Below are 24,939 nucleotides of genomic sequence, written 5' to 3' on the forward strand. Positions count from 1 at the left end.
TCATACGACTTACAAGTGACACTGGCCCTGCGGCGGACCGGTGACCTGGAGTGGATCAACCGGGTGGCGTTGCCGAGTCGGATGATCGGGTCGGAAATGCACCAGATGGCGGGACTTACCGTGCGTACCCGGGCGGTGATTGAATCGACGGACTGTCAGTGGTGCCGGGCCGGGGAGCAGCGGTGGACGTCTTCGATGTACGCGACAAGCTCATCGAGGACTACAAGGAGTTCACGTCCAGTTTCGTCGACCCCCGCGACCCGAAGATCGCCGAACACCTCGCGGAGTTGACCGCCCTGGGCTACCAGTGGCCGGCACCGTTCCTGTCGCTCAATCCCAACTTCGCCTCCGGCGGCAGGGTCGACGAGCTGGTGCAGCAGGGCCTGCTGCACCCCGACAACGAGCGGATCTTCCGGATCAAGCGCCAGCCGGACGACCCGGGGGCGCGGCCGCTGCGGCTGCACCAGCACCAGCGGGAAGCGATCGAGATCGCCCGGGACCGGCACAGCTACGTGCTGACCACTGGCACCGGTTCCGGCAAGAGCCTGTCGTACATCGTGCCGATCGTCGACCGGGTGCTGCGGGCCAAGGCCGACGGCACCTACCGGCCCGGGGTGAAGGCGATCATCGTCTATCCAATGAACGCGCTGGCCAACAGCCAGCTCAACGAGCTGACGAAGTTCCTCAGCTGGGGCCTGCCGGGCGGGGCCCCGCCGGTGCGGTTCGCCCGCTACACCGGGCAGGAGAACACCGAGGAGCGGCGGCGGATCCTCGCCGACCCGCCGGACATCCTGCTCACCAACTACGTGATGCTGGAACTGGTGCTGACCCGGCACGCCGAACGTGGGCCGCTGACCCGGGCCGCCCGTGGCCTGTGGTTCCTGGTCCTCGACGAGCTGCACACCTATCGCGGCCGGCAGGGCGCCGACGTGGCGTTCCTGGTCCGCCGGGCCCGGGACGCCTTCGCCGCGCCGCAGGTGCAGTGCGTCGGCACCTCGGCGACGATGGCCTCCGACACCACCGGCGCCGACCAGCGGATCAAGGTGGCCGAGGTGGCGAGCCGGCTGTTCGGCACCACCGTCGACCCCGGCCACGTGATCGTCGAGACGCTGGAGCGGGCCACCGGAGCGCCGGCCGGTGGCGCACCGGCCACCGGGGTGCCGGCGGGTGCCGGCGCGGACCCCGCCGGTCTTCGCGGCCGGGTCCTGCGGTGGGCCGCCGTCGAGCCGCCACGGCCGGACGTCGACGGGTTACGTACCGATCCGTTGGCGGCGTGGGTCGAGGGCGCGTTCGGGGTGGAGCCCGACCCGGCGACCGGCCGGCCGGTGCGGCTGCGCCGGCCCCGGACGGTCCCGCAGGCCGCGGATCTGCTCGCCGGGCTGACCGGGGTGCCGGGCCGGGAGTGCGCCACCGCGATCGAGGCGGTGCTGGCCGCCGGTGCGGGGCTCGACGACCCGGGGACCGGGCGGCCGTTCTTCGCGTTCCGGCTGCACCAGTTCCTGTCCAAGGGCGACAACGTCTACACCACGATCGAGCCGCCGTCGGTGCGGCATGTGACCAGCCGCTACCAGGCGCTCTCCCCGACCAGCACGGTCGACCAGGCGAAGGCGCTGGTGCCGTTGGCCTTCTGCCGCGAATGCGGCCAGGACTATCTGATCGTCCGGCGCGCCGACCACGGCTTCGAGGCGGGCAGCGAGGTGGAGTCGGCCACCGGTGACGCCGGCTACCTTTACATCAGCGACGACCAGCCGTGGCCGGCGGATCTCGACACGGTGCTCAGCGACGCCCGGCTGCCGTACTCGTGGACGCTGTTGGCCGACGACGGCCGCACCATCGTGGCCCCGACGAAGGAACGCCACCTGCCGGAGCTGGTGTATCTCGACCCGATGGGCACCGAGCAGGCACCGGGGCAGGGGGTGCCGGCGGCCTGGATCTCGTCGCCGTTCCGGTTCTGTCTGCGCTGCCAGGTGTCCTACGAACGCCAGCGCGGCAAGGATTTCGCCCAGCTGGCGAAGCTGTCCGTCGAGGGCCGCAGTTCGGCGTTGTCGGTGGTCGGGGCGAGCGTGGTACGCGCGTTGCGGGCCGCCCCGCAGTTGCCGGCGGAGGCCCGCAAGCTGCTCGCCTTCGTCGACAACCGGCAGGACGCCTCGCTGCAGGCCGGCCACTTCAACGACTTCGTCCAGGTGGTGCAGCTGCGCGGTGCGCTTTACCGGGCGGTGGCGGCAACTCCGGACGGGCTGACCCACGAACGGGTGGCGCAGCGGGTCACCGAGGCGCTGCGACTGGAGCTGGGGCAGTTCGCCCGGACACCGGAGGTGCGGTACGGCAAGGATGAGATCTGGCGGGCGCTGCGCGAGGTGGTCAACTACCGGCTCTACCTCGATCTGGAACGCGGCTGGCGGGTCACCATGCCGAATCTGGAGCAGACCGGCCTGCTGCGGATCGGCTACCGCTATCTCGACGAGGTCGCCGTCGACGAGGAGATCTGGTCGCGCAGCCACCATCTGCTGCGCGACGACAAACCGGAACGCCGCCACGACGTGGCCTCGACGCTGCTGGACGAGCTGCGCCGCAACCTGGCGATCGACGTACGGTGCCTGACCGAGAGCGGCTTCAACGAGATCGACCAGCTGTCCCGCCAGCAGCTGGCCGAGCCGTGGAAGCTGGGTGAACGGGAGCGGGCGGTCGTCGCCGGGGTCGCCTTCCCGAAGCCGAGTGGCAAGGGTGAGCGGCGCAAACTGCTGCACCTGCACCTGTCCGGCCGGGGCGCGTTCGGCAAGTACCTGATCCGCCAGTACGGCAAGGACGGCTGCACGGTCGCCGACGCGCAGGACATGATCCGCGACCTGCTGGCGGTGCTGGCCGAGGCCACGTTGGTCATCGAGGTGCCGCCGGACGGCGACGACCTGGTCAGCGGCTACCGGCTGAAGTCGGACGCGCTGATCTGGCAGGCCGGGGACGGCACGGTGGGCGCGGAGGACCGGGTCCGCAAGGTGCTCTCCGGTGAGGCCGGTGCCCGGGTCAACACCTTCTTCCGGGACCTGTACCGGGACACTTCACATCTGCTGGCCGGGTTGCAGGCGAAGGAACACACCGCCCAGGTGGAGGCGGCGGACCGGCAGAAGCGGGAGAAGCAGTTCCAGGAAGCGGCGCTGCCGCTGCTGTTCTGCTCGCCGACGATGGAGCTGGGCGTCGACATCAAGGACCTCAACGCGGTGGCGATGCGTAACGTGCCGCCGACGCCGGCCAACTACGCCCAGCGGGCCGGGCGGGCCGGCCGGTCCGGGCAGCCGGCGCTGGTGGTCACCTACTGCTCGACGGGCAACGCACACGACCAGTTCTATTTTCGACGCCCGCAGCTGATGGTCGGTGGTGCGGTGCAGGCGCCCCGGCTCGATCTGGCCAACGAGGATCTGGTGCGGTCACACGTGCAGGCGATCTGGCTGGCCGAGACCGGGGCCGAGCTGCCCAGTTCGCTGGTGCGGCTGTTGGAGACCGGTGGGGAGGCCCCGGCGCTGCGGATCCGGCCGGAGTTCGTCCGCAAGTTGCGCGACGACGATGCCCGTAAGCGGACGCTGGCCCGCGCGGAAGCGGTCCTGGCCGGCGATGTCGGCGGGGCGTTCGGCGGGACCCCAGGCGGGGCGCTTGCCGGGGCACCCTGGTGGCGGGACCGCTGGGTCGCCGACACGGTGGAGCAGGCGTACGACGAGTTCGACGCGGCGTTGGGCCGCTGGCGGCAGCTCTACCAGGCGGCGCTGCGCGAGTACGAGGTGCAGAACCGTCGGGCGGTGGACACCAATGTGACCGGCAAGGCACGTGAGGAGGCGAGCCGGCGGGCCAACGACGCCCGGGTGCAGCTGAACCTGTTGGCCAACGAGGACTCCGACGAGCCGCAGACCGACTTCTACACGTTCCGCTACCTGGCGTCGGAGGGCTTCCTGCCCGGCTATTCGTTCCCCCGGCTGCCGCTGGCCGCGTACGTGCCGGGGCTGGCCGGTGGGCGCAAGGGCGACTACATCCACCGACCCCGGTTCATCGGAATCAGCGAGTTCGGCCCGGGTGCGTTGATCTACCACGAGGGCGCCCGCTACCTGGTGCGCGGCGTGCAGCTGCATCAGGTGGCGTCGAACGCCGACGGGGTGTTGACCTCGTCGGCGCGGCGGTGCGCCGAGTGCGGGCATCTGCACGACGACGAGGTCGGCTGGGACGTGTGTGTGAACTGCGGGCAGGGGCTGGGTGCGACGGACACCAATCTGCTGCGCCTGTACACGGTCCGTACGCAGCGGCGGGAGCGGATCTCGTCGGATGAGGAGGAGCGGCGTCGGTCGCTGTTCGAGATCGAGACGTCGTACCGCTTCCATGAGCACGGTCGGCGGCCGGGCCGGTTGACGGCGACGGTGACCACCGCCGACGGCAGCCCGCTGGCTGAGCTGGTCTACGGCGACGCGGCGACGGTGCGGCGGGCCAATCTGGGGTTGCGCCGCCGCAAGGAGGCCAGCGTCCGGGGCTTCTTCCTGGATCCGGCGACCGGTGACTGGCTGTCCGAGCGTAAGGCGACGGAGAAGAACCGGGCCGACGACGAGGAGCTGACCTCGGATGAGGCGGCGATCACGGGGATCGACAAGGTGGCCGCGCCGGAGCGGGTGATTCCGTACGTGCAGGACCGGCGCAACATTCTGGTGCTGCGGTTGGCCGAGCGGGTGTCCGACGACATGGCGGTGACCCTGCTGTACGCAGTGGAACGCGGCATCGAGGCGCATTTCCAGCTGGAGGATTCGGAGCTGACCGGTGAGCTGCTGCCGGATCCGGATGACCGTGGCCGGATGTTGTTCATCGAGAGCGCCGAGGGCGGGGCGGGGGTGCTGCGTCGGCTGGTCGAGGAGCCGTACGCGGTCGCGCGGGTGGCGGCGAAGGCGTTGGAGATCGCGCACTTCGACCCGGCCGGTGTCGATGTGGACCAGCCGGACGCCGGGGCCGACCACTGTGTCCAGGGCTGCTACGACTGTCTGTTGTCGTACTCGAATCAGGGGTTTCACCGGCGGATCAACCGGCACCTGGTGGCGCAGCTGTTGGTGTCGTTCGCGTCGGCGGCGGCGACGGCTGAGCGACCGGCGACCGACCAGCCGGCGACCGGCCGGACGCCGGGCGGCGACTGCCCACCAGTGGGCAGCGACGGGCCGGCTGGTGCCGGTAGCGTCGGCGGGTCGGTTGCCGAGTTCGTGGCCTGGCTGGCGCGCGAGTCGTACCGGGGGCCGGATCCGGTGGCGGAACCGGTCGCCGGGGCCAGCCCGGATCTGACCTACCGGCAGCAGCGGGCGGTGGTTTTCGTCGACGAGCCGGGCGCGCAGCCATGCGCCGGGCGGGACGTGGACGCCGAGGAGAGTGTGATCGACGCCGGCTGGACCCCGATCCGGGTGACCGCCGGTGACTGGCAGGGCGTGGTGGATCGGTATCCCGGTGTGTTCGGGCGGCGGCAGGGAGGCAGTGCGTGACGGTGGCGGCGCAGCGGTTCGAGCCGGGGACGTTGGTCACGGCGCGGGGCCGGGAGTGGGTGGTGCTGCCCGAGTCGGAGCCGGAGGTGCTGGTGCTGCGTCCGCTCGGCGGGGCGGACGACGAACGCGCGGCGGTGCTGCCGGAGGTGGAGGAGGTCCGGTCGGCGACGTTCGCGTACCCGGATCCGACCGATGCCGGCAACGCCAGCCGGGCCGGCCTGCTGCGGACGGCGCTGCGGATCGGGTTCCGCTCCTCCGGCGGGCCGTTCCGGTCGTTGGGCGCGGTGGCGGTGGAGCCCCGGCCGTACCAGCTGGTGCCGCTGCTGATGGCGTTGCGTCAGGATCCGGTGCGGATGTTGATCGCCGATGACGTCGGCATCGGCAAGACCGTCGAAAGTGGGTTGATCGCGGCCGAGCTGCTGGCCCAGGGTGACGCGGACGGGCTGGCGGTGCTGTGCAGCCCGGCGTTGGCCGAGCAGTGGCAGCGGGAGTTGGCGGCCAAGTTCGGCATCGCCGCCGAGCTGGTGCTGCCGGGCACCGTACGCCGGTTGCAGGCGTCGCTGGTCGGCTCGACCGATTCGGTGTTCGACCGCTACCGGCACGTGGTGGTTTCCACCGATTTCATCAAGCGGGCGGAGCTGCGCGAGCAGTTCGTCCGCAGCTGCCCCAACCTGGTGATCGTCGACGAGGCGCACGGCTGTGTGCCGGACGACGACCGGCGGGCCGGCAAGTTCCGGATGTTGCGCTACGAGTTGGTACGCCGGTTGGCCGCCGACCCGGCCCGGCAGTTGATCCTGGTGACGGCGACGCCGCACAGCGGCAAGGACACCGGGTTCCGCAACCTGCTGGGGCTGCTGGATCCGGAGCTGGCCACGGTGGATCTCCACCAGGTGACGGGTCGGGAGCGGCTGGCCCGGCATTTCGTGCAGCGTCGCCGCGCCGACATCCGGGGTTTCCTGGAGGACACCCCGTTCCCGGAGGACCGGCACACCGCCGAGCGCGCCTACCGGCTGTCCGGCGAGTACCGCGACCTGTTCGACGACGTGGTGGCGTACGCCCGGCAGGTGGTGCGGGATCCGCTCGGTGGGCAGGTGCACCAGCGGGTGCGCTACTGGTCGGCGTTGGCGCTGCTGCGGGCGTTGGCGTCGTCGCCGGCCGCTGCGGCGGCGACGCTGCGGACCCGGGCGGCGAACGCCGACGCCGACAGCGCCGAGGACGCGGACAACCTGGGCCGGGCGGCGGTGCTGGACCTGCCCGACGACGAGACCCAGGAGTCGGCGGACGCGACCCCGGGCGCGGACCCAGGAGCAGAAAGTGGCGGCGGCAGCGCCGAGCAGCGCCGGCTGCGGGAGTTCGCCCGGCGCGCCGAGGCGCTGGCCGGAGCCGGCGACGCCAAACTGACCTTGCTGGTCAAGGAGGTCAAGACGCTGCTCGGCGACGGCTTCAACCCGGTGGTGTTCTGCCGCTACATCGACACCGCCGAGTATGTCGCGCAGCGGCTGGAGGCGGCGTTGGGCCGTAACTTCGCGGTCGGCTGCGTCACCGGGGCGCTGCCACCGGAGGAGCGGGCCGCCCGGATCGCCGAGTTGACCGCCGACACCAGCCGCCGCCCGGTGCTGGTCGCCACCGACTGCCTGTCCGAGGGGGTCAACCTGCAGGAACGGTTCCAGGCGGTGGTGCACTACGACCTGGCGTGGAATCCGACCCGGCACGAGCAGCGGGAAGGCCGGGTCGACCGGTTCGGCCAGGTCGCCCCGACGGTACGCGCGGTGATGATCTACGGCGCGGACAACCGGATCGACGAGATCGTGTTGAAGGTGCTGCTGCGCAAGCACAACCGGATCCGCGAAACGTTGGGCATTTCGGTGCCGGTGCCGGACGCCAGCGACGACGTGTTGCAGACGATCGCCCACGAGCTGCTGGTGGCGCCGGAGCAGCCGGAGCAGTTGACCATCGACGCGCTGGCCGCCGGCCCTCGGGAGGAGCTGCACCGGCAGTGGGACTCGGCGGCCGAGCGGGAGAAGGAGTCGCGCACCAAGTACGCCCAGCGGGCGATCAAACCGGCCGAGGTGGCCGACGAGTTGGCCGAGATCCGGGCCAGTCTGGGCACTCCGGCCGAGGTGGCCGAGTTCGCGGCGACCGCGCTGGCCGCGTTCGGCGCCGACGTGGTCGAGCGGCCGTACGGGTTCGACGCCGACCTGGCCGGGCTGCCCGGCCAGGTCACTGACGCCTTCCCGTCCCGGCCGACGAAGGCGGGGCAGGGCAAGGCCGGGGTGTTGCAGCTGCGCCGTGAGCTGCCGACGCCGCCGGGCGCGGCGCATCTGGACCGGACCGACCCGTACGTGTCGGCGCTGGCCCGGCAGGTGCTGGAGTCGGCGCTGAATCCGTCGCTGCCGGCGGACAAGCTGTCGGCGGAGAAGCGGCCGGCGCGGCGGGCCGGGGTGATGCGTACGGCTGCGGTGTCGAAACGCACGACGCTGCTGCTGGTGCGGTTCCGGCTGCATCTGACGTTGCCGGCCGGCGCGGCGGCGGGCGGTGAGCCGCGTCCGATGGTCGCCGAGGAGGCGCGGGTGCTGGCGTTCCGGGGTGCCCCGCGGGCGGCCGAGTGGCTGACCGAGGAGGAGACGGCGGCGCTGCTGTCGGCGACCCCGACCGGCAACGTGCTGCCGGACACGGCGACACCGCTGCTGACCCGGGTCGTCGGCCAGCTCGACGCGGTCACCGACCATCTGTCGGCCACCGCCGACGAGCTCGCCGACCGGCTGCGGGCCGCGCATCTGCGGGTCCGGGAGGCGGTCGGGCAGCGGGTCCGCCGGCAGGTCACGGTGACCGCGCAGAAACCGGCCGACGTGCTCGGCGTCTACCTCTACCTTCCCGAAGGGCAGCAGTGATGAGCGGCGCGGGCATCTATCCGGCGGTACGGGTCGACGGCGGTCTGCTGCCCGGTGGTCTGCTGCAGCGCATCGGCCACGGCGACCGGGAGCTGCCGGGGATGGATCCGGCCGCGTACGGCCTGCAGTCGGGTGAGTCGGTGCGCCGCTACGCCAACCGGTCGTTCGCCTACCTGCAGGAGGTGTGGCGGGACTTCAGCCGGCAGCGGGAGCGGGCCGGCGACGGCGCACCGGCCCGGTTGACCCGGGAACGCTGGCTGCTGGTGCTGCTGCGGGAGCTGGGTTTCGACCCGTTGACGCCGGTGACCGGTGGGATCGCCGTCGACGAGTTGACGTTCCCGGTGTCGCACCGGTGGGACGCCGTACCGGTGCATCTGCTCGGCTGGGGGGTGGACCTGGACCGGCGGACGGCGCGGGTGCGCGGCGCGGCCGGCGCCGCCCCGCATTCGATGGTGCAGCAGCTGCTGAACCGCAGCGACCGGCACCTGTGGGCGGTGCTGTCCAACGGGCAGAAGCTGCGGCTGCTGCGGGATTCGACGACGCTGGTCGGCTCGGCGTCGATCGAGTTCGACCTGGAAGCGATCTTCGACGGGGAGCTGTTCGCCGATTTCGTGCTGCTGTACCGGCTGGCGCACGCGTCCCGGATGCGTCCGGCCGATCCGGCGGCCGGGCCGGCGTCGTGTGTGCTGGAGCAGTGGCGGGCGGCCGGTGCCAAGCAGGGCGAACGCGCGTTGGAGCAGCTGCGCGACGGGGTGGAACGGGCGCTGGAGATCCTCGGCACCGGGCTGCTGACCCATCCGGAGAACGCCGCGCTGCGCGGCCAGGTCGCCGACGCGACGCTGCGCCTGGAGGACGTGAAACGGTCTCTGCTGCGGGTGATCTACCGGTTGTTGTTCTGGTTCGTCGCCGAGGACCGGGATTCGCTGCTGGATCCGCAGGCGGACGCGGCGACCCGGCGCCGCTACGCGACGTTCTTCTCGGCGGCCCGGCTGCGGGACCTGGCGGTGCGGCGGCGGCATTCCCGCCACGGCGACCTGTGGGAGGCGGTCCGCCTGGTCTTCGACTCGCTGGGCCGGGAGGCGGGCCAGCCCCGGCTGGGTCTGCCGGGCATCGGCGGGCTGTTCGAGCCGGGTCCGCTGGACCGGCCGTTGGCGGCGGCGAAGCTGTCGAACCGGCATCTGCTGGAGGCGGTGGAGGCGCTGGCGGTGCTGCCGCAGCGGCGCGGCGGCGGCCGGCAGCGGGTCGACTTCCGCCACCTGGGCGCGGAGGAGCTGGGCAGCGTCTACGAGTCGCTGCTGGAGCTGCGGCCCCGCTGGGACGCGTCGGCGTGGCGGTTCGGCACGGAACGGCTGGCCGGCAACGAACGCAAGACCACCGGCTCCTACTACACCCCGTCGTCGCTGGTGGAGTCGCTGCTGGAGTCGTCGCTGGATCCGCTGATCGACGAGGCGTGCGACCGGCCGACCGCGCCGGAGCGGGTGGCGGCGCTGCTGGAGTTGACGGTCTGCGACCCGGCGTGTGGGTCGGGGCATTTCCTGATCGCGGCGGCCCGGCGGATCGCGAAGCGGGTCGCCGCGGAGGAGACCGACGAGTTGGAGCCGACGCCGCTGGCGGTCCGCTCGGCGCTGCGCCGGGTGATCGGCCGCTGCATCTACGGCGTCGACGTCAACGAGATGGCCGCCGAGTTGGCGAAGGTGTCGCTGTGGCTGGAGGCGATGGAGCCGGGCCGGCCGCTGGGCTACCTGGACGCCAACATCCGGGTCGGCAACTCGCTGCTCGGGGTGACGCCCCGGCTGCTGGCCGACGGCATCCCGGACGCGGCGTTCACCGCGTTGACCGGCGACGACAAGAAGGTCGCCACCGCGTTGAAGAAGCAGAACGCGGCGGAGGCCGGCGGCCAGACGGAGCTGTTGTGGAGCGGCGGCGTCCAGGTCGGCAACGCCACGCTCGCCGAGGAGGCCGCCCAGCTGACGCGGGTCGAGCCGGGGTCGCTGGCCGACGTGCACGTGCAGGCGAAGCGGGCGCAGGTCCTGGAGCAGGAGCGACGCCACGCCCGGCTGGTCGCGGACGCCTGGTGCGCCGCGTTCGTGCAGGCCAAAACCCCAGATTCCCGGGGTACGGCGATCACGCAGGCGGTGTTGGAGCGGCTTGGCAAGGGTGAGGCATCACTGGAGCTGGCCGCGGTCGAGGACCAGGTGGAGCGGCTGCACCGGCAGTTCCGCTTCTTCCACTGGCACATCGAGTTCCCGCACATCTTCCGGGTGCCCGACCACGGCCCGGTCAACGACGCCACCGGCTGGCAGGGCGGCTTCTCCTGCGTCCTCGGCAACCCGCCGTGGGAGCGGGTGAAGCTGCAGGAGCAGGAGTTCTTCGCCGACAAGGACGAGGCGATCTCCGGTGCGGCGAACGCCGCCGCGCGCAAGAAGCTGATCGCCGAGTTGGCCACCGACGAGCGCCCGGCCCGGCAGGCGTTGTACGCCGACTGGATCGCCGCCCTGCACGAAGCGGACGGGGTCAGCCACCTGCTACGGGCTTCCGGCCGCTACCCGCTGACCGGCAAGGGCGACATCAACACCTACTCGGTCTTCACCGAGACGGCCCGCACGGTCCTGCACCCGCGCGGCCAGGTCGGCATCATCGTCCCGACCGGGATCGCCACCGATGCGACCACCCAGGACTTCTTCAAGGATCTGGTACGTCGTCGGAGTCTGGTGTCGTTGTTCGACTTCGAGAACGAGGACCGGGTCTTTCCGGGAGTGCATCACTCGTTTCGGTTTTCGTTGTTGACGGTGGCGGGTGTGCGGCGGCCGGTCGATCGGGTGTCGTTGGTGTTCCGGGTGCGGCAGGTGGATCAGATCGAGCGGCGGGCGTACGTGTTGTCGCCGGAGGAGATCGGTCTGTTGAACCCGAACACGGGGACGTGTCCGGTGTTTCTGTCCCGGCGGGACGCGGAGATCACGTTGGGGATCTACCGGCGGGTGCCGGTGTTGTGGCGCGAGGACCGTCCGGACGGTAACCCGTGGGGTGTGTCGTTCCTGGCGATGCTGCACATGGCCAACGACTCGGGGTTGTTCCGTGGCTATGACGAGCTGGTCGGCGACGGTTGGGTGTTGGAGGGCAACCACTTCGTCCGGGGCGACGAGCGGATGGTGCCGTTGTACGAGGCGAAGATGGCTCACTCCTACGACCACCGGCTGGGTACGTACGAGGGTGCGACGCAGGCGCAGTTGAACGTCGGGACGCTGCCCCGCTTCACCGACGCCGATCATGACGATCCGACGCGGCTGCCGCTGCCACGCTACTGGGTGATGAGATCCGAGGTTCTCGACAGGGTTGGTTCAGGATCAAATGGAACACTACTATGCTGGCGCAGGATCGCAAGATCAACTGATGAACGGACGCTGATCAGCTTCCTCACTCCGCTCGCGGCCGTCGGCGACTCCGCATTCGTAGTTATTCTATCGAGTGGCGTTATGCAGCTCCTGGCAAACCTGTCTGCATATGTCGTCGACTACGTCATGCGCAACAAAATGAGCGGAACGAATGCCAGTTACTATCTGATCAAGCAGCTTCCGGTGATGCCACGGGGGTGGTGCGATTCTGTAGTTCCATGGCTTGCGAAAGAAACAATAGACAAGTGGTTTGCATCCCGCGTCCTTGAGCTGACCTACACTGCTTACGACCTCCAGCAGTTTGCAAGGGAGGCTGGGGATGATGGGCCGCCATTCCGTTGGATACCGGAGCGTCGAGCGATAATACGAGCTGAACTGGATGCTGCTTATTTCCATGTGTATGGGGTGGATCGGGATGACGTCGATTACATCATGGATACCTTCAAGGTCGTCCGGGAGAAGGACGAGAGGGCACACGGCGAGTTCTGCACGAAGCGCCTGATCTTGGAGCGCTACGACGCGATGGCCGACGCCATCCGCACCGGTACGCCGTACCAAACCCCGCTCGACCCCTCACCCGGCCAAGTCCCGCGCCACTCCGCAGAGGGAGCCAATCACTGATGAGGCTGGGCCGTTGTGCCACGGTCGTATGCGGGGACGTGGCTGCCTATCCTGCAAGGACCAGACCGGCTTGCTGCGTGTCGTGCATCGACGACAGGTTTCAGGCTGTCGGCTTGAAGCCGATTGGGAGCTTTGTGGGAACAAGAATTCGTTTTTCTCGCCAATTTCTCCAGTGCGGCCAATAAGTATTTACTGTAGGTCTTGTTCTGTTGAATCAGGCGTCTAATGATTCCCACTGGACGTCGGTCGGAGTGGCGTTGGAATCGACGCCTTCATCCCAATCCACACCGGCTGGGCGACTGTCCGTAGCGACCAACTGGCGGACGAGCGCAATAGCCCGACCAGGCGTGATCCGCGTCTCGGAGGGATCGTAGCCGGTGGGCTGGCCGCCATAGCTGAACTCGATGTCACAACCCCAGGGCTCAATACCAGGCTCGACCGCGTACCCTCCGTCTGGCTCGCCAAAGTAGAGCACGAACGACCGGTGCGCATGACCTACCCCGACTTGGACGCCACCGTCCGGCCTGCCGTCACGGTAACGAAAAACATCGACCACGCAGGGCTGTCCGGCCTCTTGTAGTGGACCAAGCACCTCGTCTATCTGCGAGGGGTCGGTCACGACGGCGTGGCCCGTCCCCAGCCAGGTAACCTCGTACGTCGTCACGTGACTGTTCCTTCCCCGGTGCCGATATAGGTCTTCCAGAGCCGGGCCTGGCCATCCGCACTCGCGAGGTAGACGGTTAGACGAGAGTTTACGGGTAGGAGGGCCGGCAGGACCGCGTTGCAGCCGTACGGCCCAGGGCAAGGCGGCTGGCTGACGACCAAGACCGCCTCCGTTGGTGCGCCCGCGCGGCGCATGAAAGCTGCAGCGTGGCCCTCGACATGCTCGACCGCTGACTTCAACCGCGGCTACTGGTTGATCTTGTCATCCCGCCGGAGACCCGGCGCGCCCGCGCCCGGACCTGTCGTCCGCTCCAGATCGGCTTGCACCCAGGTGGGCACAGCATCCGGGCGAAGGTACTCGGGCTGCTGTAGCGGGCGACCGCTGCCGTCGGCGGATAGCGGGAATCCCAGCATCGTTGTGAAGAAGTACGCGAGGTTCTCGGTCGTGTGGATGACGAGGGAAGCGCCATGATCGACCCGCACCGAGCAGCGGACCAGCTCCGCGATCGCCTGCGAGAGGCCCGCATCATCAGTGCCGCGCGTAGCGGCGGCCATCTGCCAATGTGCCCGCTCGATTTTTGAGCGAGCGGTGTACAGCTCACCGATAGCCACGTTGAGATCAGCGACTCGGGCTCGCACGATCGCGGCGACGTCAGCAAGGATGCTCATGACCTTCACCCATCGAGCAGACGCTCACGGTCTGGCGGCCTACTCGCGCTGTGGGAGGATGAGGACGTCGTAGGTGGGGGAGTTGTCCCAGTTGGGGCGGAGCTGGGCGACGGTGCGCCAGCCCCAGGAGGCGTACGCGGCCTGTGCCGGGACGTTCTTCGGGTCGGCGAGCAGGGTGGCTCGGGACTCTTCCCGGTTGCCGAGCAACTCGTCGTGCAGCGCGCGGGCGATGCCCTGCCGCCGCCACGACTCGCGGACCATGAGTTCGCTGATCGCGAAGGTGCGCTGCCCGTCCTCTGCGGTGAAGCCAGCCGGTACGGGCGTGAGCAGCCCGGCCCACCAGCGGTCCGACGACAGCGGGAAGCCGTACGCGTAGCCGACGAGTTCGTTGCCGACTGTGCCGGTGACGAGCTTCCAGCCCGGCAGCGTCATGTGCCCGTTGATCTGCCGGCGGTAGCGGTCCTCGCCGTGGAACGCGTCGGCCGGCTCGTCATAGACCTCGATGTAGACGGCGACCAGGTCTTCAAGGATTGCCTTCGCCTGGTCAGCGTCGTAGACGTCGAGCTTGAGACCGTCAACCGCCATCAGGCGACCTTCGCCGCGTCGTATGCCTCGATGAAGTCACGAGCCGCCGGCACGTGAGGAGCCGTCCGCCCGAGGTCGGCACGCAGCGACGCCAGGCGACGCCGGGTTCGCCTGGACTCAAGCGAGGCAACTGCCGGCAGGGCACTGAGCGCGATCGCTCCTGCCTCAGCCGAGTCGCCCTGTTGGTGCAGCGCATTGGCGAGGTTGACTCTGCCGAGGTACTCGTTGCGCTTGAAGATCGGGTCCGGACTCTCGCGGCGGAAGCTCGCTGCTGCCCGGTCGGGCCGACCGAGCGCGAGGTGCGACAGACCCTCGGCGGCGATGACCTCGTTATTAGTGACGAAGGCGGTGTAGACGGGATCGTCGTCATATAGCCCTTGGTCGAACTGGGTCTTGGCCTTGACCAGCTCGCGTCCGAAGCCGGATGCATCGCCCGCCTTGGCGTGGGCCAGCGTCGAACGCAGGTGCAGGAGGGTCTTTAGACGGGGCGTGGCCCAGGGCGCGGCGATCCGCTGGGCCGCCTCAGAGTAGCGCAACGCCTCCGATGGATTGGCATCCCGCACCAGCATCGAGAGCTGCTGGAGCGCGCGCACCTCAAGCCGGGGGTCGTCACGGAGCCGGGCGCGGACGAAGGCTTCGTGCAGGTAGTGGCGGGAGTCCTGGCGGCGCTCGGCATCCAGTGCGAGCCAGCCGGTCTGGACCTCCAGATCACCGAGGCAGTCTTGCAGGGCCTCGCCGACCTGGCGGCTGTAGCTCGCCTCGCGCTCCCAGCGGGTGAGGCGGCGGTGCATGGCGATAGCGACGTCGCACAGGCTGTCGCCGCCGACCGCCGCGTCGGCACGCCGGAAGGCCAGGATCGTCTCGGAGACCTGCTGCATGTGCTCCATGCCGAGGTGCTGCGGCACCTGCGGCGATGTGATCCAGTCGCGCAGCGGTGTGGCGATGCCGAGGCCGACGAGAGCAGTGTTGATCGCGAAAGCACGGCGGTTCACAAGATCACCTCCATCGGTATCCCCAAATGCCACCGTACCGCCGGAATCGGTGCTGTCCAGAGCGAGATTCGTCGGCGCGGCACCGAGTAGTGCGTCGAGCTGATCAATCGGCAGGTCGAGGGCCTCGGCGAGCCGTGCCCGTACCGCTGGTTGTGGGTCTGTGTCACCGCGCTCCCAGCGGGCGATCGTCGTGCGATCGACCTGTAGGAGCCTGGCCAGTCCTTCCTGGCTGAAGCCTGCCGTCCTGCGCTGCCTGACCAGGTCGTGCCGCCGTGCCGTCACCTGGACGCCCTCCCGTCGCGTCGGACCAATGTCCACGGTGCACGTAGTACACACAGATCTACAAGATCAATGCAATGGGCTGTGGATAACTTTTCCGCTGGACCTGGCGTGGAAATTCCACGGCGATGCGGGTAAGTTGTCGCACACCTGTTTTCGCAGGCCAGCGTGCGATGCAACAGGAATGCAACAGGAATGCACCAGAAATGCATCTGCCGGCGGGCCGCGTACGCCCGGCATTGTGGTGGCACGGCCCGGGGCGGGTGCCCGGCAACGCGGCTCCCAGGTCTGCAAACTCGGTTGGCGTGATCCCGCCCGCCCCGGCGCCTCTCCACGATCTTCTCCCCACAGGAGGCACAACGTGTTCAGGCGCAACGCGGCGACCGTACAGCACAGGCTGACGGCGGCGACCGGCGGCGACTACCAGAGCAACAGCGGACGCAACGGCGTACGGCGATCGCGGCTGACCGGGCCGGCGGTGCGCGCCATGCGGTTCCTGCCGCGCCGCTGGCGCGGCGGCCTCGACCCCGACGAGGTGTACGGCTACCTGGAGCGGGTCGCCGACGAGGTCGACGAACTGCGCCGTGAGCTGCGGATGGCCTGGAATGAGGCCGACCGGGTGCGTAACGCGCTGCGCGCATGGCAGACCGAGCAGTTCGAGGCACGGTTCGACCCGCAGCGGCAGGCCAACGGCCGGCACCACTACTACGCGGGTGCGCGGTGAGCAGCGGGCCGTCCGCCGGGGAGGCGGTGCCGGTCCGCGAGGACCTCGTCGCCGTCTACCGGGACATGCTGGCCGCCCACACCGACTCGCCGACGCTCAAGGTCTGCGTGTCCTGCCTGCGGAGCCGCTGCGACGACTGGCGCTGGGCGTACGAGCGGCTCGCCGCCGCCGGCCGGCTCCCCGACGGAGTCACCGACGACGGACCCGCACTTCCTACCGGCGAGGAGGAGTAGCTCCCATGAGCCTGTACGACGGTGCGAAGTACCCCGGCATCCTGCTGCGCGACGGGCCGACCGGGCAGCGGGCCGCGCTGGCCGGCGGCCCCGACGTGTGGGAGGTCATCGCCGCGCGACACGCGCTCAAGGCCGCATCCCCGGAGCTGGACGGCGACGAGCTGGTCACCGAGATGATGGCCAGCACCGGGCTGACCCGGCACAGCGTCAACGTCGCGCTGCGCTACTACGCCGACCACCGGGCCGAGATCGACGAATGGATCGCCGCCAACGAGGCAGCCGCCGGGCAGGGCGAACTGCTGTGGCGAGCCGAACAGGCCCGACGAACCGTCAGGTGAGTCGGCCGGTCTCAACCGCAGCGCCGTCGCCGTTCATCGGCTTGAGATAGTCACGCAGGGTCTGCCACCCTGCCGCGTCGTCGACCGAGCCGGTGTGCGGGCGGCGTCCCGCGCGTACGGCCCGGTCTGCGGGCGTCAACACCCCGCCCACGGTAGAGCTCCCACCCACCCCGGCAACCGAATTCGGCTCGTCGTCGGTCGGTCAGGGGACCACGACCCTGCGTGGTTCCTTCTAGACTGCATGGCGAGGCACCAGGTCCTCGACGACAGGGATCAGATGTAGGAGTCGCGGCTCATGAGGATCGTCCGGGCGAAGCTGGAAGGCGTCAACGCCGAGCCCGGCCGCGTCGCGGCGGCCGACGTCGCCCGCATGATTCTTGGTCTTGAACGTGCCATAGCCCACGCGGCGTACCTGGTCCTCGGAAAGGCCCGGCGTGGGACCGGTCGGCACGTCCAGGCTATCGAAAGCGCGGCGCGCCTTCGCATGGTAGATATCCAGAGCGGAAGCTTTGTCGGAGTCTTCGCCTTGCCGGAAGCGGCAGAGCCAAACGACGACGAGCTGCCTATCTCCGTCGCGGACCTGAGTTCTCTTGCTTTTGATCGGCTGCTAGCCGTGATCACCGGCGGTGGCCCGGAAACAGACGCGGAGCTGGCCGCCGCGGTCGCTCGGTTAGCCGCAGATCTAGGGATCGGCGACCGAAACACAGCGATGACCTTGATCGATGACTCCCCGATGTCGACGGGACAGGCTTCACGCCAAGCGACTATCGATGCTGCAGTTCGGGAACGCCTGCAGCGCATCGGTGACCGGGTGCCCACGAGCAGGGATGAGACCCTGACCGGGGTGCTTTTCGAGGCAGATTTCGAAAGCCACACCGCTCGGTTGCGTCTTGCCAGCGGCGACGCTGTAGCAGTCAACTTCTCCTCCGAGCTTGCTGACCAGATTCAGGAGGCACTGCGCTCCCGCGCGAATCTTGAGGGCTACGTGCGTTACCACCCTCGGACAGCGCAGGCTACCAGCGTCGACCTGCGCGCAGTCTCCCGAAGCACCCAACTGGAGCTTGACGTTGACTCGTTCTGGGAGCCCCAGACCTTTGCTGGACTCCAGACAGCACAAGGAACGGACGGCTGGGTCAACGCGGCCGAGCTAGGGATGACCGATTTGACGGACGATGAGCGAGCCGCATTCCTCGCGGCTCTCGCCGAATGAGGCCGGAGGACGTCCCCAATGGGCCACTGCTCATTGACACGGACGTCGTGAGCTACTGGCTGATGGGAGCCGATCATGGCAGGGCGTTCATTAGCCTCACCGCAGGTCACGAGCAGGCCGTGAGTTTCGCTACGTACGGTGAGCTGCTCGCCAACGCCCACCGTCGACGGTGGGGTGCTCGTCGCATAGAGGATCTGCGCAGGCGGCTCAAGTCCTTCGTCGTGGTTCCCTACACGTCCCAGGTCGTAGAGCTTTGGGCAGAGATGCACGCGAAGCTCTCCGGGCACCTACAGAAGGGCGGCACGAACGACCTTTGGACCGCTGCGTGTGCCCTGGCGCTTCGCCCGCAACTGCCGGTCGCCACGAACAACCTGAGCGACTTCGGGACGATCTCGAAATCTTTCCCTGACCTGAGACTCATTCACCCTGATCTGTGAGGTTGCGATCTCCGGACGGTCTGTGTGGGGTGTGGCAGGGTCAGCAAGGACTGTGAGACTTGTTCGTTTTAGCCACCGCTCCCTGCTGCAAAATTTCGCTGCCTTCTGCAATATTAGTCGTACAGGCAAGTTTTGCAGTAGCTGAGCCAAATATCGCAGCCCTCGCGGTGGCTGTGCCGCCATGTTCACGCCTGAGATAACCTGGATGTTACTAACATCAGTGTTACTAACATGGGAGTTAGCGTGGCGAGCTTCGTTGGGCGTACCCGGGAACTCGGCACCCTCGCCGCCGAGCTGGACCGCATCGCCTCGGCCCGGGACGACCGGCCCGGCCGCTGCCTGCTCATCCGAGGGCGGCGGCGGGTCGGCAAGTCCCGCCTGGTCGAGCGGTTCGTCGACGACGCGCAGGTGCCGTACCTCTACTTCACCGCCGCCGGTGCCGGCACCGCCACCGAACTGCGGCAACTCGTCGCCGACGCGGCCGAATCCACCCTGCCCGGCCGGGACCTGATCGCCGCCGCCAACCCGTCGGACTGGGACGCCGCGTTCCGGCTGCTGGCAGCGGCGCTGCCCGACGACACTCCCAGCGTCGTCGTCCTCGATGAAGTGCCCTATCTGATGGATCCCGAGCAGCAGTTCGAAGGCGTCCTGCAGCGGGCCTGGGACCGGCTGCTGTCCCGCAAGCCGGTGCTGCTCGTCCTCATCGGCTCCGACCTGGCGATGATGGAGGCGCTCAACGACTACCGTCGGCCGTTCCACCAGCGTGGCCGCGAGATGGTGCTCGGCCCGCTCAACCCGGCCGACCTCGCCACCATGCTCGACCTGCCACCCGCCGACGCGATCGACGCCGCTCTCCGCGGAACGGTCACTCGCCGCCGAGTTCCCCGCCCAGCTCCAGGCCCGCAAGGTGCTGACCGCGATCGGCTCCGGCGAGCGGACGTTCACCAACATCGCCCGTACGGCCGGCGAAATGTCGGCTACGTCGCTGCAACGATCCCTGGAAACCCTGCAGGCCAAGCGGCTCGTCACCGGTGAACTACCGCTGTCCACCCGCCCGTCGAAGGACCGCCGCTACCGGATCGTCGACCCGTACCTGCGCTTCTGGCTGCGGTTTCTCGCCCCCGCGATGCCGGAGATCGAACGCGGCCGGGGTGACCTGACCCTGACCCGCATCCGGACGAGCTTTCCGAGCTGGCGGGGCCGGGCCGTCGAGCCACTGATCCGCGACGCGCTCGCCCGGCTGCTGCCCGACGACTCGCTGCCGGCGGCACCCGCCATCGGCGCGTACTGGACCAGATCCAACGACGTCGAGATCGACATCGTCGGTGCCGACCGGGCACCGATCGCCCGCGAGTTGTACTTCGTCGGCTCGATCAAATGGCACGACCAGTCGCCGTTCGACGGGCACGACCTGTCCGCGCTGTTCCGGCACCGGGCAGCGCTGACCGACGAGCCGGTGCCGACCGTCGCCGTCTCCCGCAGCGGCGCGTCCTGCCGTGGCCTCGACGTGCTCTACCAGCCCACCGACCTACTTGCCGCCTGGCAGGACCGGTAGCACGCGGTGATCTGTCGGCTACTCGACAGCGAAAGATTGCTGATCGTGACTGAATGATCGCCACATGTAGACGCGGGGGCTCGGCCTGGGGAGGGCGAGCATGGCGCTGGCGCACTCGGCGGTCAACCTGGTCGGCAGCCTGCTGCCCGGCGGCGTCCTGGGCCGCATCCGCGACGGCGACCCGACCGTGCCCGGCATCGACGCCCGCTCATACCACCTGACCGCCGGCGAATCCGTCCGCCGGATCGCCAACCGCGACTTCGGCTACCTGCGCGACGAATTCAACCGGTACGCCGACCAGCAGGCCGGCACCGGCAGCCGCCGCACCCGGCGGCGCGCCGCCGACGACTGGCGGCACACCCTGCTGCGTACCCTCGACTTCGACGGCATCGAACGCCTACCCGGCGGCATCGTCGTCGACGAACAGCCGTTCCCGGTCAGCCACCGATGGCAGCAGGCCCTGCCGGTGCACCTGGCCCCCTGGGGTGCCGACCTCGACCGGCGGGCCGCCGGAGTGCCGCGCGGCACCCGCTCCCCGGCCGACGCGGCACCACACGTCATGGTGCAACGGCTGCTCAACCAGAGCGACCAGCACCTGTGGGCGGTGCTGTGCAACGGGCCGCAGCTGCGACTACTGCGCGACTCCACCAACCTCGCCGGCAGCGCGTACCTCGAATTCGACCTGGCGGCGATCTTCCAGGGCGAACTGTTCGCCGACTTCCTGCTGTTCTACCGGATCGCCCACGCCAGCCGGTTCGAGATCAGCGACCCGCAGGCCGGCGTCGCCTCCTGCCCGCTGGAAGAGTGGCGCACCTACGGCGCGCGGCAGGGCGAACGCGCCCTCACCAGCCTGCGGTACGGCGTACACGAAGCGTTGGAGACCCTCGGACAGGGCTTCCTCAGCCACCCGCACAACCGGCAACTGCGCGACGACGTCGCCGCCGGCCGGCTGACCCTGGCCGACCTGAAACGCTCCCTGCTGCGGCTCGTCTACAAGCTGATCTTCTGGATGGTCGTCGAGGACCGCGGCGTCCTGCTCGACCCGCACGCCAGCCGGGCCGCCCGCGACCGCTACGACACCTACTTCTCCTCCCGCCGGTTGCGCCGCCTCGCCGACACCCGCCGCCACTCCTGGCACGGCGACCTGTGGCAGAGCACCGCCCTGGTGTTCCAGCTGCTCGGCTCGGAAGCCGGCGGCCAGGTGATCGGCCTGCCCGCCCTCGGTGGCGTCTTCGAAACCAGCGAACTCGACCTGCCGCTGCGCCGCGCCCTGCTCGCCAACTCGGCGCTGCTCACCGCCGTAACCCAGCTCAGCGTCCTGACCGGCCGGCGGGCCGACCGCCGGCAGTGGGTCGACTGGGCGCGGCTCGGCGCGGATGAACTCGGCAGCGTGTACGAGGCACTGCTGGAGCTGCACCCCTGCTGGGACGCCCACACCGGCAGATTCTGCTTCGTCAAGGTCAAAGGCAGCGACCGGAAGAAGACCGGCGCCTACTACACCCCGCCGTCCCTCGTCGACGGACTCCTCGACTCCACGTTGGAGCCGCTGCTCGACGAGGCCTGCGACGCCGACACCCCCGCCGAACGCGTCGCCGCCCTGGAACGCCTCACCGTCTGCGACCCGGCCTGCGGATCCGGGCACTTCCTCATCGGCGCGGCCCGCCGCATCGCCCGCCGCATCGCCATCGAGGAAACCGACGACCTGGAACCCCACCCCGACGCCGTCCAGGCCGCGATGCGCAAGGTCACCACCCGCTGCCTGTACGGCGTCGACAGCAACGAAATGGCCGTCGAACTGGCCAAACTCTCCCTCTGGCTGGAAGCGGTCGAACCCGGCAAACCCCTCGGCTACCTCGACGCGCACCTGCGGGTCGGCAACTCGCTGCTCGGTGCCACCCCGGCGCAACTCGCCGCCGGCATCCCCGACGCCGCGTACACCGCCCTCGACGGCGACAGCAGAGCCGTCGTCACCGCCCTGCGCCGGGAAAACGCCAGCCAGTCACCCGGTGTCCGACCACTGACCACCGACAGCGCCGGCAACCTCGACCTCGCCGCCGAAGCCGCCGCCATCGCCCACCTGGCACCCTGCGAAACCCTCGCCGACGTACACATCCAAGCCCAGCGGGACCGCACCCTCGACCCGCACCGGCGCCGACTGCGGCAGATCGCCGACGCCTGGTGCGCCGCGTTCGTCGCCCCGAAGATCCCCAGAAACCGGGCGTACGGCCTCACCAACGCGATGCTGGCCCGCATCGCCACCGACGAGCGCAGCGACGACGTAGAGCGCGCCCGGCAGCTCGTCGACACGATGGTCCGGCAGTACGGCTTCTTCCACTGGCACATCGAGTTCCCGCACATCTTCGAAGTCCCCGCCGACGGGGTTCCCGCCGACAGGGCCGGCGTCGACCCGGCCACCGGCTGGCGCGGCGGCTTCAGCTGCGTACTGACCAACCCGCCCTGGGAGCGGGTCAAACTCCAGGAGCAGGAGTTCTTCGACGGCCAGCACGAAGCGATCGCCGGTGCGCCGAACGCCGCCGCCCGCAAAAAGCTGATCGCCGCACTCGCCGACAGCGAGCAGCCCGCCGAGCGTGACCTGCACCTGAGCTGGACGAAGGCGCTGCGCACCGCCAGCGGCATCAGCCACCTGCTGCGGACCGCCGGCCGGCACCGGCTCACCGGACGCGGCGACATCAACACGTACGCCGTCTTCGCCGAAACCAGCCGGACGCTGCTCGCCACCACCGGCCAGGTCGGCATCATCGTCCCGACCGGGATCGCCACCGATGCGACCACCCAGGACTTCTTCAAGGACCTGGTACGCCGTCGGAGTCTGGTGTCGTTGTTCGACTTCGAGAACGAGGACCGGGTCTTCTCGGAGGTGCATCACTCGTTCCGGTTCGTTCTGTTGACGGTGGCGGGTAGTCGGCGGCCGGTCGATCGGGTGTCGTTGGTGTTCCGGGTGCGGCAGGTGGATCAGATCGCGCGGCGGGCGTACGTGTTGTCGCCGGAGGAAATCAGTCTGTTGAACCCGAACACGGGGACGTGTCCGGTGTTTATGTCCCGGCGGGACGCGGAGATCACGTTGGGGATCTACCGGCGGGTGCCGGTGTTGTGGCGCGAGGACCGTCCGGACGGTAACCCGTGGGGTGTGTCGTTCCTGGCGATGCTGCACATGGCCAACGACTCGGGGTTGTTCCGTGGCTATGACGAGCTGGTCGGCGACGGTTGGGTGTTGGAGGGCAACCACTTCGTCCGGGGCGACGAGCGGATGGTGCCGTTGTACGAGGCGAAGATGGCTCACTCCTACGACCACCGGCTGGGTACGTACGAGGGTGCGACGCAGGCGCAGTTGAACGTCGGGACGCTGCCCCGCCTCACCGACGCCGATCATGACGATCCGGCGCGGCTGCCGCTGCCACGCTACTGGGTGCCGAAGTCGGCGGTGGACGATCGGTTGGCCGGGCGCTGGTCGCATGACTGGCTGCTGGGTTGGCGTGACATCGCCCCCAGTACCAACGAACGCACCCTGATCCCCGCCGTCATTCCGCTAGCCGCGGTTGGCCACACCAATCCGCTCCTGATCTCCGACCAGCAGCGGGTGGTTGTGGGGTCGTTGGCGGCCAACCTGGCCACGCTGGTTACCGACTACGCCGCGCGCCAGAAGCTGTCCGGAACCCACTTGACCTACGCGGTGCTTCGCCAACTGCCGGTGCTGCCGCCGCAGCGGTACGCCGAACGGGCGCCCTGGGATCCGGATGTCGTCGACCTGTCGGAGTGGATCCGGCCCCGGGCGCTGGAGCTGACCTACACCGCGCACGACCTCGCACCGTACGCCCGTGACCTCGGCGACGACGGCCCGCCGTTCCGGTGGGACCCGCAGCGACGTGAACTCATCCGCGCCGAACTCGACGCCGCCTACTTCCACCTGTACGGGGTGGACCGTGACGACGTCGACCACATCATGGAGACCTTCAAGGTCGTCCGGGACAAGGACGAGAACGCGCACGGCGAGTACCGCACCAAACGCCTGATCCTGGAGCGCTACGACGCGATGGCCGCTGCCGTCCGCACCGGTACGCCGTACCGTTGCCCGCTCGACCCGCCCCCTGGGCGTGGCCGGCGGTCCGATCAGACTGCGGAGACGAGGCGTTGACGGTACGCCTGAAGCTGGTCACCGTCGCGGGTGTGCCAGCACGGCCCGAGCTCCCAGCCGAGCCGTTCGTAGAAGCCGGTCGCTCCGGCCGACCCGACCGGGGTAACCAGCTCGGCCTCTGCCGCCCCGGCGCGCCGGGCGTCCGCAACGAACCGGCGGACAAGCTCCGCCCCGATGCCACTGCCCCGCCACTTCGGTTGCACCGCCACCGCGACCATCACCGCGACCTGCGCATTCTCGGACGGCGCGTCCGCCGGGGTCGGCTGGCCGGACCGGCGCTGCGCGATCTGCCGGGCCCACGGTCCAACCCGGGAGGACAGCTGGCGGGCCAACCATGGACGGCGGACCACCGCACCTACGCCGGAAACTGACAGTGCGGCCAGCGCCCGCCGGTCGGCGAACAGCGCCGCCATGTGGGCGGCCTGGTCGGTGGTGCCCAGCAGGAATCCGACAACGTCGCCGTCGGGCGTCGTCGGGTTGGTGACCACGTAGCCGACGCCGTGCCGGGAGTCGAGGTAGGTACGGTGCCAGCGGCGGACGAAGCCTGCCCCGAGAGACGGAAACAGCCCGACCGGCAGGAACTCCACATGCGTGCGAGCCGTCGTCGCCAGGTCGGCGTGCTCGGCTGGCCGCACGAGGGCTCCGCTGCGGCCCGACCCCGTCACCGGGGTGCGGGACCGCGTCAGAGTGTTGGCGCTGCCCATC

The 24,939-nt window shown here is 69.4% G+C and carries 18 protein-coding genes; 11 read left to right on the forward strand and 7 right to left on the reverse strand.

Going from position 1 to position 24,939, the window contains the following annotated elements:
• The first annotated feature begins 182 nt into the window (after positions 1-182).
• The 3 genes from ACFHW1_RS04020 to ACFHW1_RS04030 are packed head-to-tail and all read left to right on the forward strand — an operon-like array spanning position 183 to position 12,396.
• On the forward strand, positions 183-5,492 hold the full coding sequence (locus ACFHW1_RS04020) for a DEAD/DEAH box helicase (protein WP_416614825.1): 5,310 nt from the start codon (positions 183-185) through the stop codon (positions 5,490-5,492).
• The gene (locus tag ACFHW1_RS04025; protein ID WP_416550918.1) at positions 5,489-8,383 is read left to right on the forward strand and encodes a helicase-related protein; all 2,895 of its coding nucleotides are present in this window, start codon (positions 5,489-5,491) and stop codon (positions 8,381-8,383) included. The genes ACFHW1_RS04020 and ACFHW1_RS04025 overlap by 4 nt, the downstream gene beginning before the upstream one ends.
• Complete coding sequence (locus ACFHW1_RS04030; RefSeq protein ID WP_416614827.1) at positions 8,383-12,396, forward strand: Eco57I restriction-modification methylase domain-containing protein; 4,014 nt, start codon at positions 8,383-8,385, stop codon at positions 12,394-12,396. The genes ACFHW1_RS04025 and ACFHW1_RS04030 overlap by 1 nt, the downstream gene beginning before the upstream one ends.
• Before the next feature lie 214 nt (positions 12,397-12,610).
• Here ACFHW1_RS04030 and ACFHW1_RS04035 read toward each other — a convergent pair whose 3' ends face one another.
• From ACFHW1_RS04035 to ACFHW1_RS04055, 5 genes are read right to left on the reverse strand one after another with little or no spacing between them, the layout of a single operon-like run.
• Positions 12,611-13,060, reverse strand: a complete 450-nt coding sequence (locus ACFHW1_RS04035; RefSeq protein WP_416614829.1) for an Imm1 family immunity protein — start codon at positions 13,058-13,060, stop codon at positions 12,611-12,613.
• Positions 13,057-13,299 carry a DddA-like double-stranded DNA deaminase toxin gene (locus ACFHW1_RS04040; protein WP_416614830.1) on the reverse strand — a complete coding sequence of 81 codons (243 nt, stop codon included), beginning with the start codon at positions 13,297-13,299 and terminating at the stop codon, positions 13,057-13,059. Before ACFHW1_RS04040 ends, ACFHW1_RS04035 begins: the two co-directional genes overlap by 4 nt.
• Before the next feature lie 6 nt (positions 13,300-13,305).
• Positions 13,306-13,728, reverse strand: coding sequence for a hypothetical protein (locus ACFHW1_RS04045; protein ID WP_416614831.1), 423 nt, complete (start codon positions 13,726-13,728; stop codon positions 13,306-13,308).
• A gap of 39 nt (positions 13,729-13,767) precedes the next feature.
• Positions 13,768-14,313, reverse strand: coding sequence for a GNAT family N-acetyltransferase (locus ACFHW1_RS04050; RefSeq protein ID WP_416614832.1), 546 nt, complete (start codon positions 14,311-14,313; stop codon positions 13,768-13,770).
• On the reverse strand, positions 14,313-15,587 hold the full coding sequence (locus ACFHW1_RS04055; protein ID WP_416614833.1) for a helix-turn-helix transcriptional regulator: 1,275 nt from the start codon (positions 15,585-15,587) through the stop codon (positions 14,313-14,315). The genes ACFHW1_RS04050 and ACFHW1_RS04055 overlap by 1 nt, the downstream gene beginning before the upstream one ends.
• Positions 15,588-15,945: 358 nt before the next feature.
• On the opposite strand from ACFHW1_RS04055, the gene ACFHW1_RS04060 reads away from it, so the two are divergent.
• From ACFHW1_RS04060 to ACFHW1_RS04070, 3 genes are read left to right on the forward strand one after another with little or no spacing between them, the layout of a single operon-like run.
• Positions 15,946-16,308, forward strand: a complete 363-nt coding sequence (locus ACFHW1_RS04060) for a hypothetical protein (RefSeq protein WP_416550924.1) — start codon at positions 15,946-15,948, stop codon at positions 16,306-16,308.
• Positions 16,305-16,541 carry a hypothetical protein gene (locus tag ACFHW1_RS04065; RefSeq protein ID WP_416550925.1) on the forward strand — a complete coding sequence of 79 codons (237 nt, stop codon included), beginning with the start codon at positions 16,305-16,307 and terminating at the stop codon, positions 16,539-16,541. Before ACFHW1_RS04060 ends, ACFHW1_RS04065 begins: the two co-directional genes overlap by 4 nt.
• Positions 16,542-16,546: 5 nt before the next feature.
• The gene (locus ACFHW1_RS04070; RefSeq protein ID WP_416550926.1) at positions 16,547-16,879 is read left to right on the forward strand and encodes a hypothetical protein; all 333 of its coding nucleotides are present in this window, start codon (positions 16,547-16,549) and stop codon (positions 16,877-16,879) included.
• Here ACFHW1_RS04070 and ACFHW1_RS04075 read toward each other — a convergent pair.
• Positions 16,872-17,021 carry a hypothetical protein gene (locus ACFHW1_RS04075; RefSeq protein ID WP_416550927.1) on the reverse strand — a complete coding sequence of 50 codons (150 nt, stop codon included), beginning with the start codon at positions 17,019-17,021 and terminating at the stop codon, positions 16,872-16,874. The genes ACFHW1_RS04070 and ACFHW1_RS04075 overlap by 8 nt on opposite strands.
• A gap of 153 nt (positions 17,022-17,174) precedes the next feature.
• On the opposite strand from ACFHW1_RS04075, the gene ACFHW1_RS04080 reads away from it, so the two are divergent.
• The 5 genes from ACFHW1_RS04080 to ACFHW1_RS04100 all read left to right on the forward strand — a co-directional run bounded on the left by ACFHW1_RS04080 (position 17,175) and on the right by ACFHW1_RS04100 (position 24,234).
• On the forward strand, positions 17,175-18,089 hold the full coding sequence (locus ACFHW1_RS04080) for a hypothetical protein (protein WP_416550928.1): 915 nt from the start codon (positions 17,175-17,177) through the stop codon (positions 18,087-18,089).
• Positions 18,086-18,526 carry a PIN domain-containing protein gene (locus ACFHW1_RS04085; RefSeq protein ID WP_416550929.1) on the forward strand — a complete coding sequence of 147 codons (441 nt, stop codon included), beginning with the start codon at positions 18,086-18,088 and terminating at the stop codon, positions 18,524-18,526. The genes ACFHW1_RS04080 and ACFHW1_RS04085 overlap by 4 nt, the downstream gene beginning before the upstream one ends.
• A gap of 243 nt (positions 18,527-18,769) precedes the next feature.
• The gene (locus ACFHW1_RS04090) at positions 18,770-19,561 is read left to right on the forward strand and encodes an AAA family ATPase (protein ID WP_416550930.1); all 792 of its coding nucleotides are present in this window, start codon (positions 18,770-18,772) and stop codon (positions 19,559-19,561) included.
• Entirely contained in the window at positions 19,497-20,081 is a 585-nt protein-coding gene (locus tag ACFHW1_RS04095) for a DUF234 domain-containing protein (protein ID WP_416614835.1), read from the forward strand. Before ACFHW1_RS04090 ends, ACFHW1_RS04095 begins: the two co-directional genes overlap by 65 nt.
• 100 nt (positions 20,082-20,181) lie before the next feature.
• Complete coding sequence (locus ACFHW1_RS04100; protein ID WP_416614836.1) at positions 20,182-24,234, forward strand: Eco57I restriction-modification methylase domain-containing protein; 4,053 nt, start codon at positions 20,182-20,184, stop codon at positions 24,232-24,234.
• Here ACFHW1_RS04100 and ACFHW1_RS04105 read toward each other — a convergent pair.
• The gene (locus ACFHW1_RS04105; RefSeq protein WP_416550933.1) at positions 24,210-24,869 is read right to left on the reverse strand and encodes a GNAT family N-acetyltransferase; all 660 of its coding nucleotides are present in this window, start codon (positions 24,867-24,869) and stop codon (positions 24,210-24,212) included. The genes ACFHW1_RS04100 and ACFHW1_RS04105 overlap by 25 nt on opposite strands.
• Positions 24,870-24,939 lie beyond the last annotated feature (70 nt).

Origin of the sequence: Micromonospora sp. LOL_014 (assembly GCF_048060245.1) — a bacterium.
GTDB lineage: Bacteria > Actinomycetota > Actinomycetes > Mycobacteriales > Micromonosporaceae > Micromonospora_E.

What these genes read in the sequence shown, in the direction of transcription:
- ACFHW1_RS04085 (WP_416550929.1), top strand. Translation starts at nt 18,086, where the DNA reads ATGAGGCCGGAGGACGTCCCCAATGGGCCACTGCTCATTGACACGGAC.
- ACFHW1_RS04080 (WP_416550928.1), top strand. Translation starts at nt 17,175, where the DNA reads ATGAGGATCGTCCGGGCGAAGCTGGAAGGCGTCAACGCCGAGCCCGGC.
- ACFHW1_RS04045 (WP_416614831.1), bottom strand. Translation starts at nt 13,728, where the DNA reads ATGAGCATCCTTGCTGACGTCGCCGCGATCGTGCGAGCCCGAGTCGCT.
- ACFHW1_RS04100 (WP_416614836.1), top strand. Translation starts at nt 20,182, where the DNA reads ATGGCGCTGGCGCACTCGGCGGTCAACCTGGTCGGCAGCCTGCTGCCC.
- ACFHW1_RS04050 (WP_416614832.1), bottom strand. Translation starts at nt 14,313, where the DNA reads ATGGCGGTTGACGGTCTCAAGCTCGACGTCTACGACGCTGACCAGGCG.
- ACFHW1_RS04030 (WP_416614827.1), top strand. Translation starts at nt 8,383, where the DNA reads ATGAGCGGCGCGGGCATCTATCCGGCGGTACGGGTCGACGGCGGTCTG.
- ACFHW1_RS04095 (WP_416614835.1), top strand. Translation starts at nt 19,497, where the DNA reads ATGTCGGCTACGTCGCTGCAACGATCCCTGGAAACCCTGCAGGCCAAG.
- ACFHW1_RS04070 (WP_416550926.1), top strand. Translation starts at nt 16,547, where the DNA reads ATGAGCCTGTACGACGGTGCGAAGTACCCCGGCATCCTGCTGCGCGAC.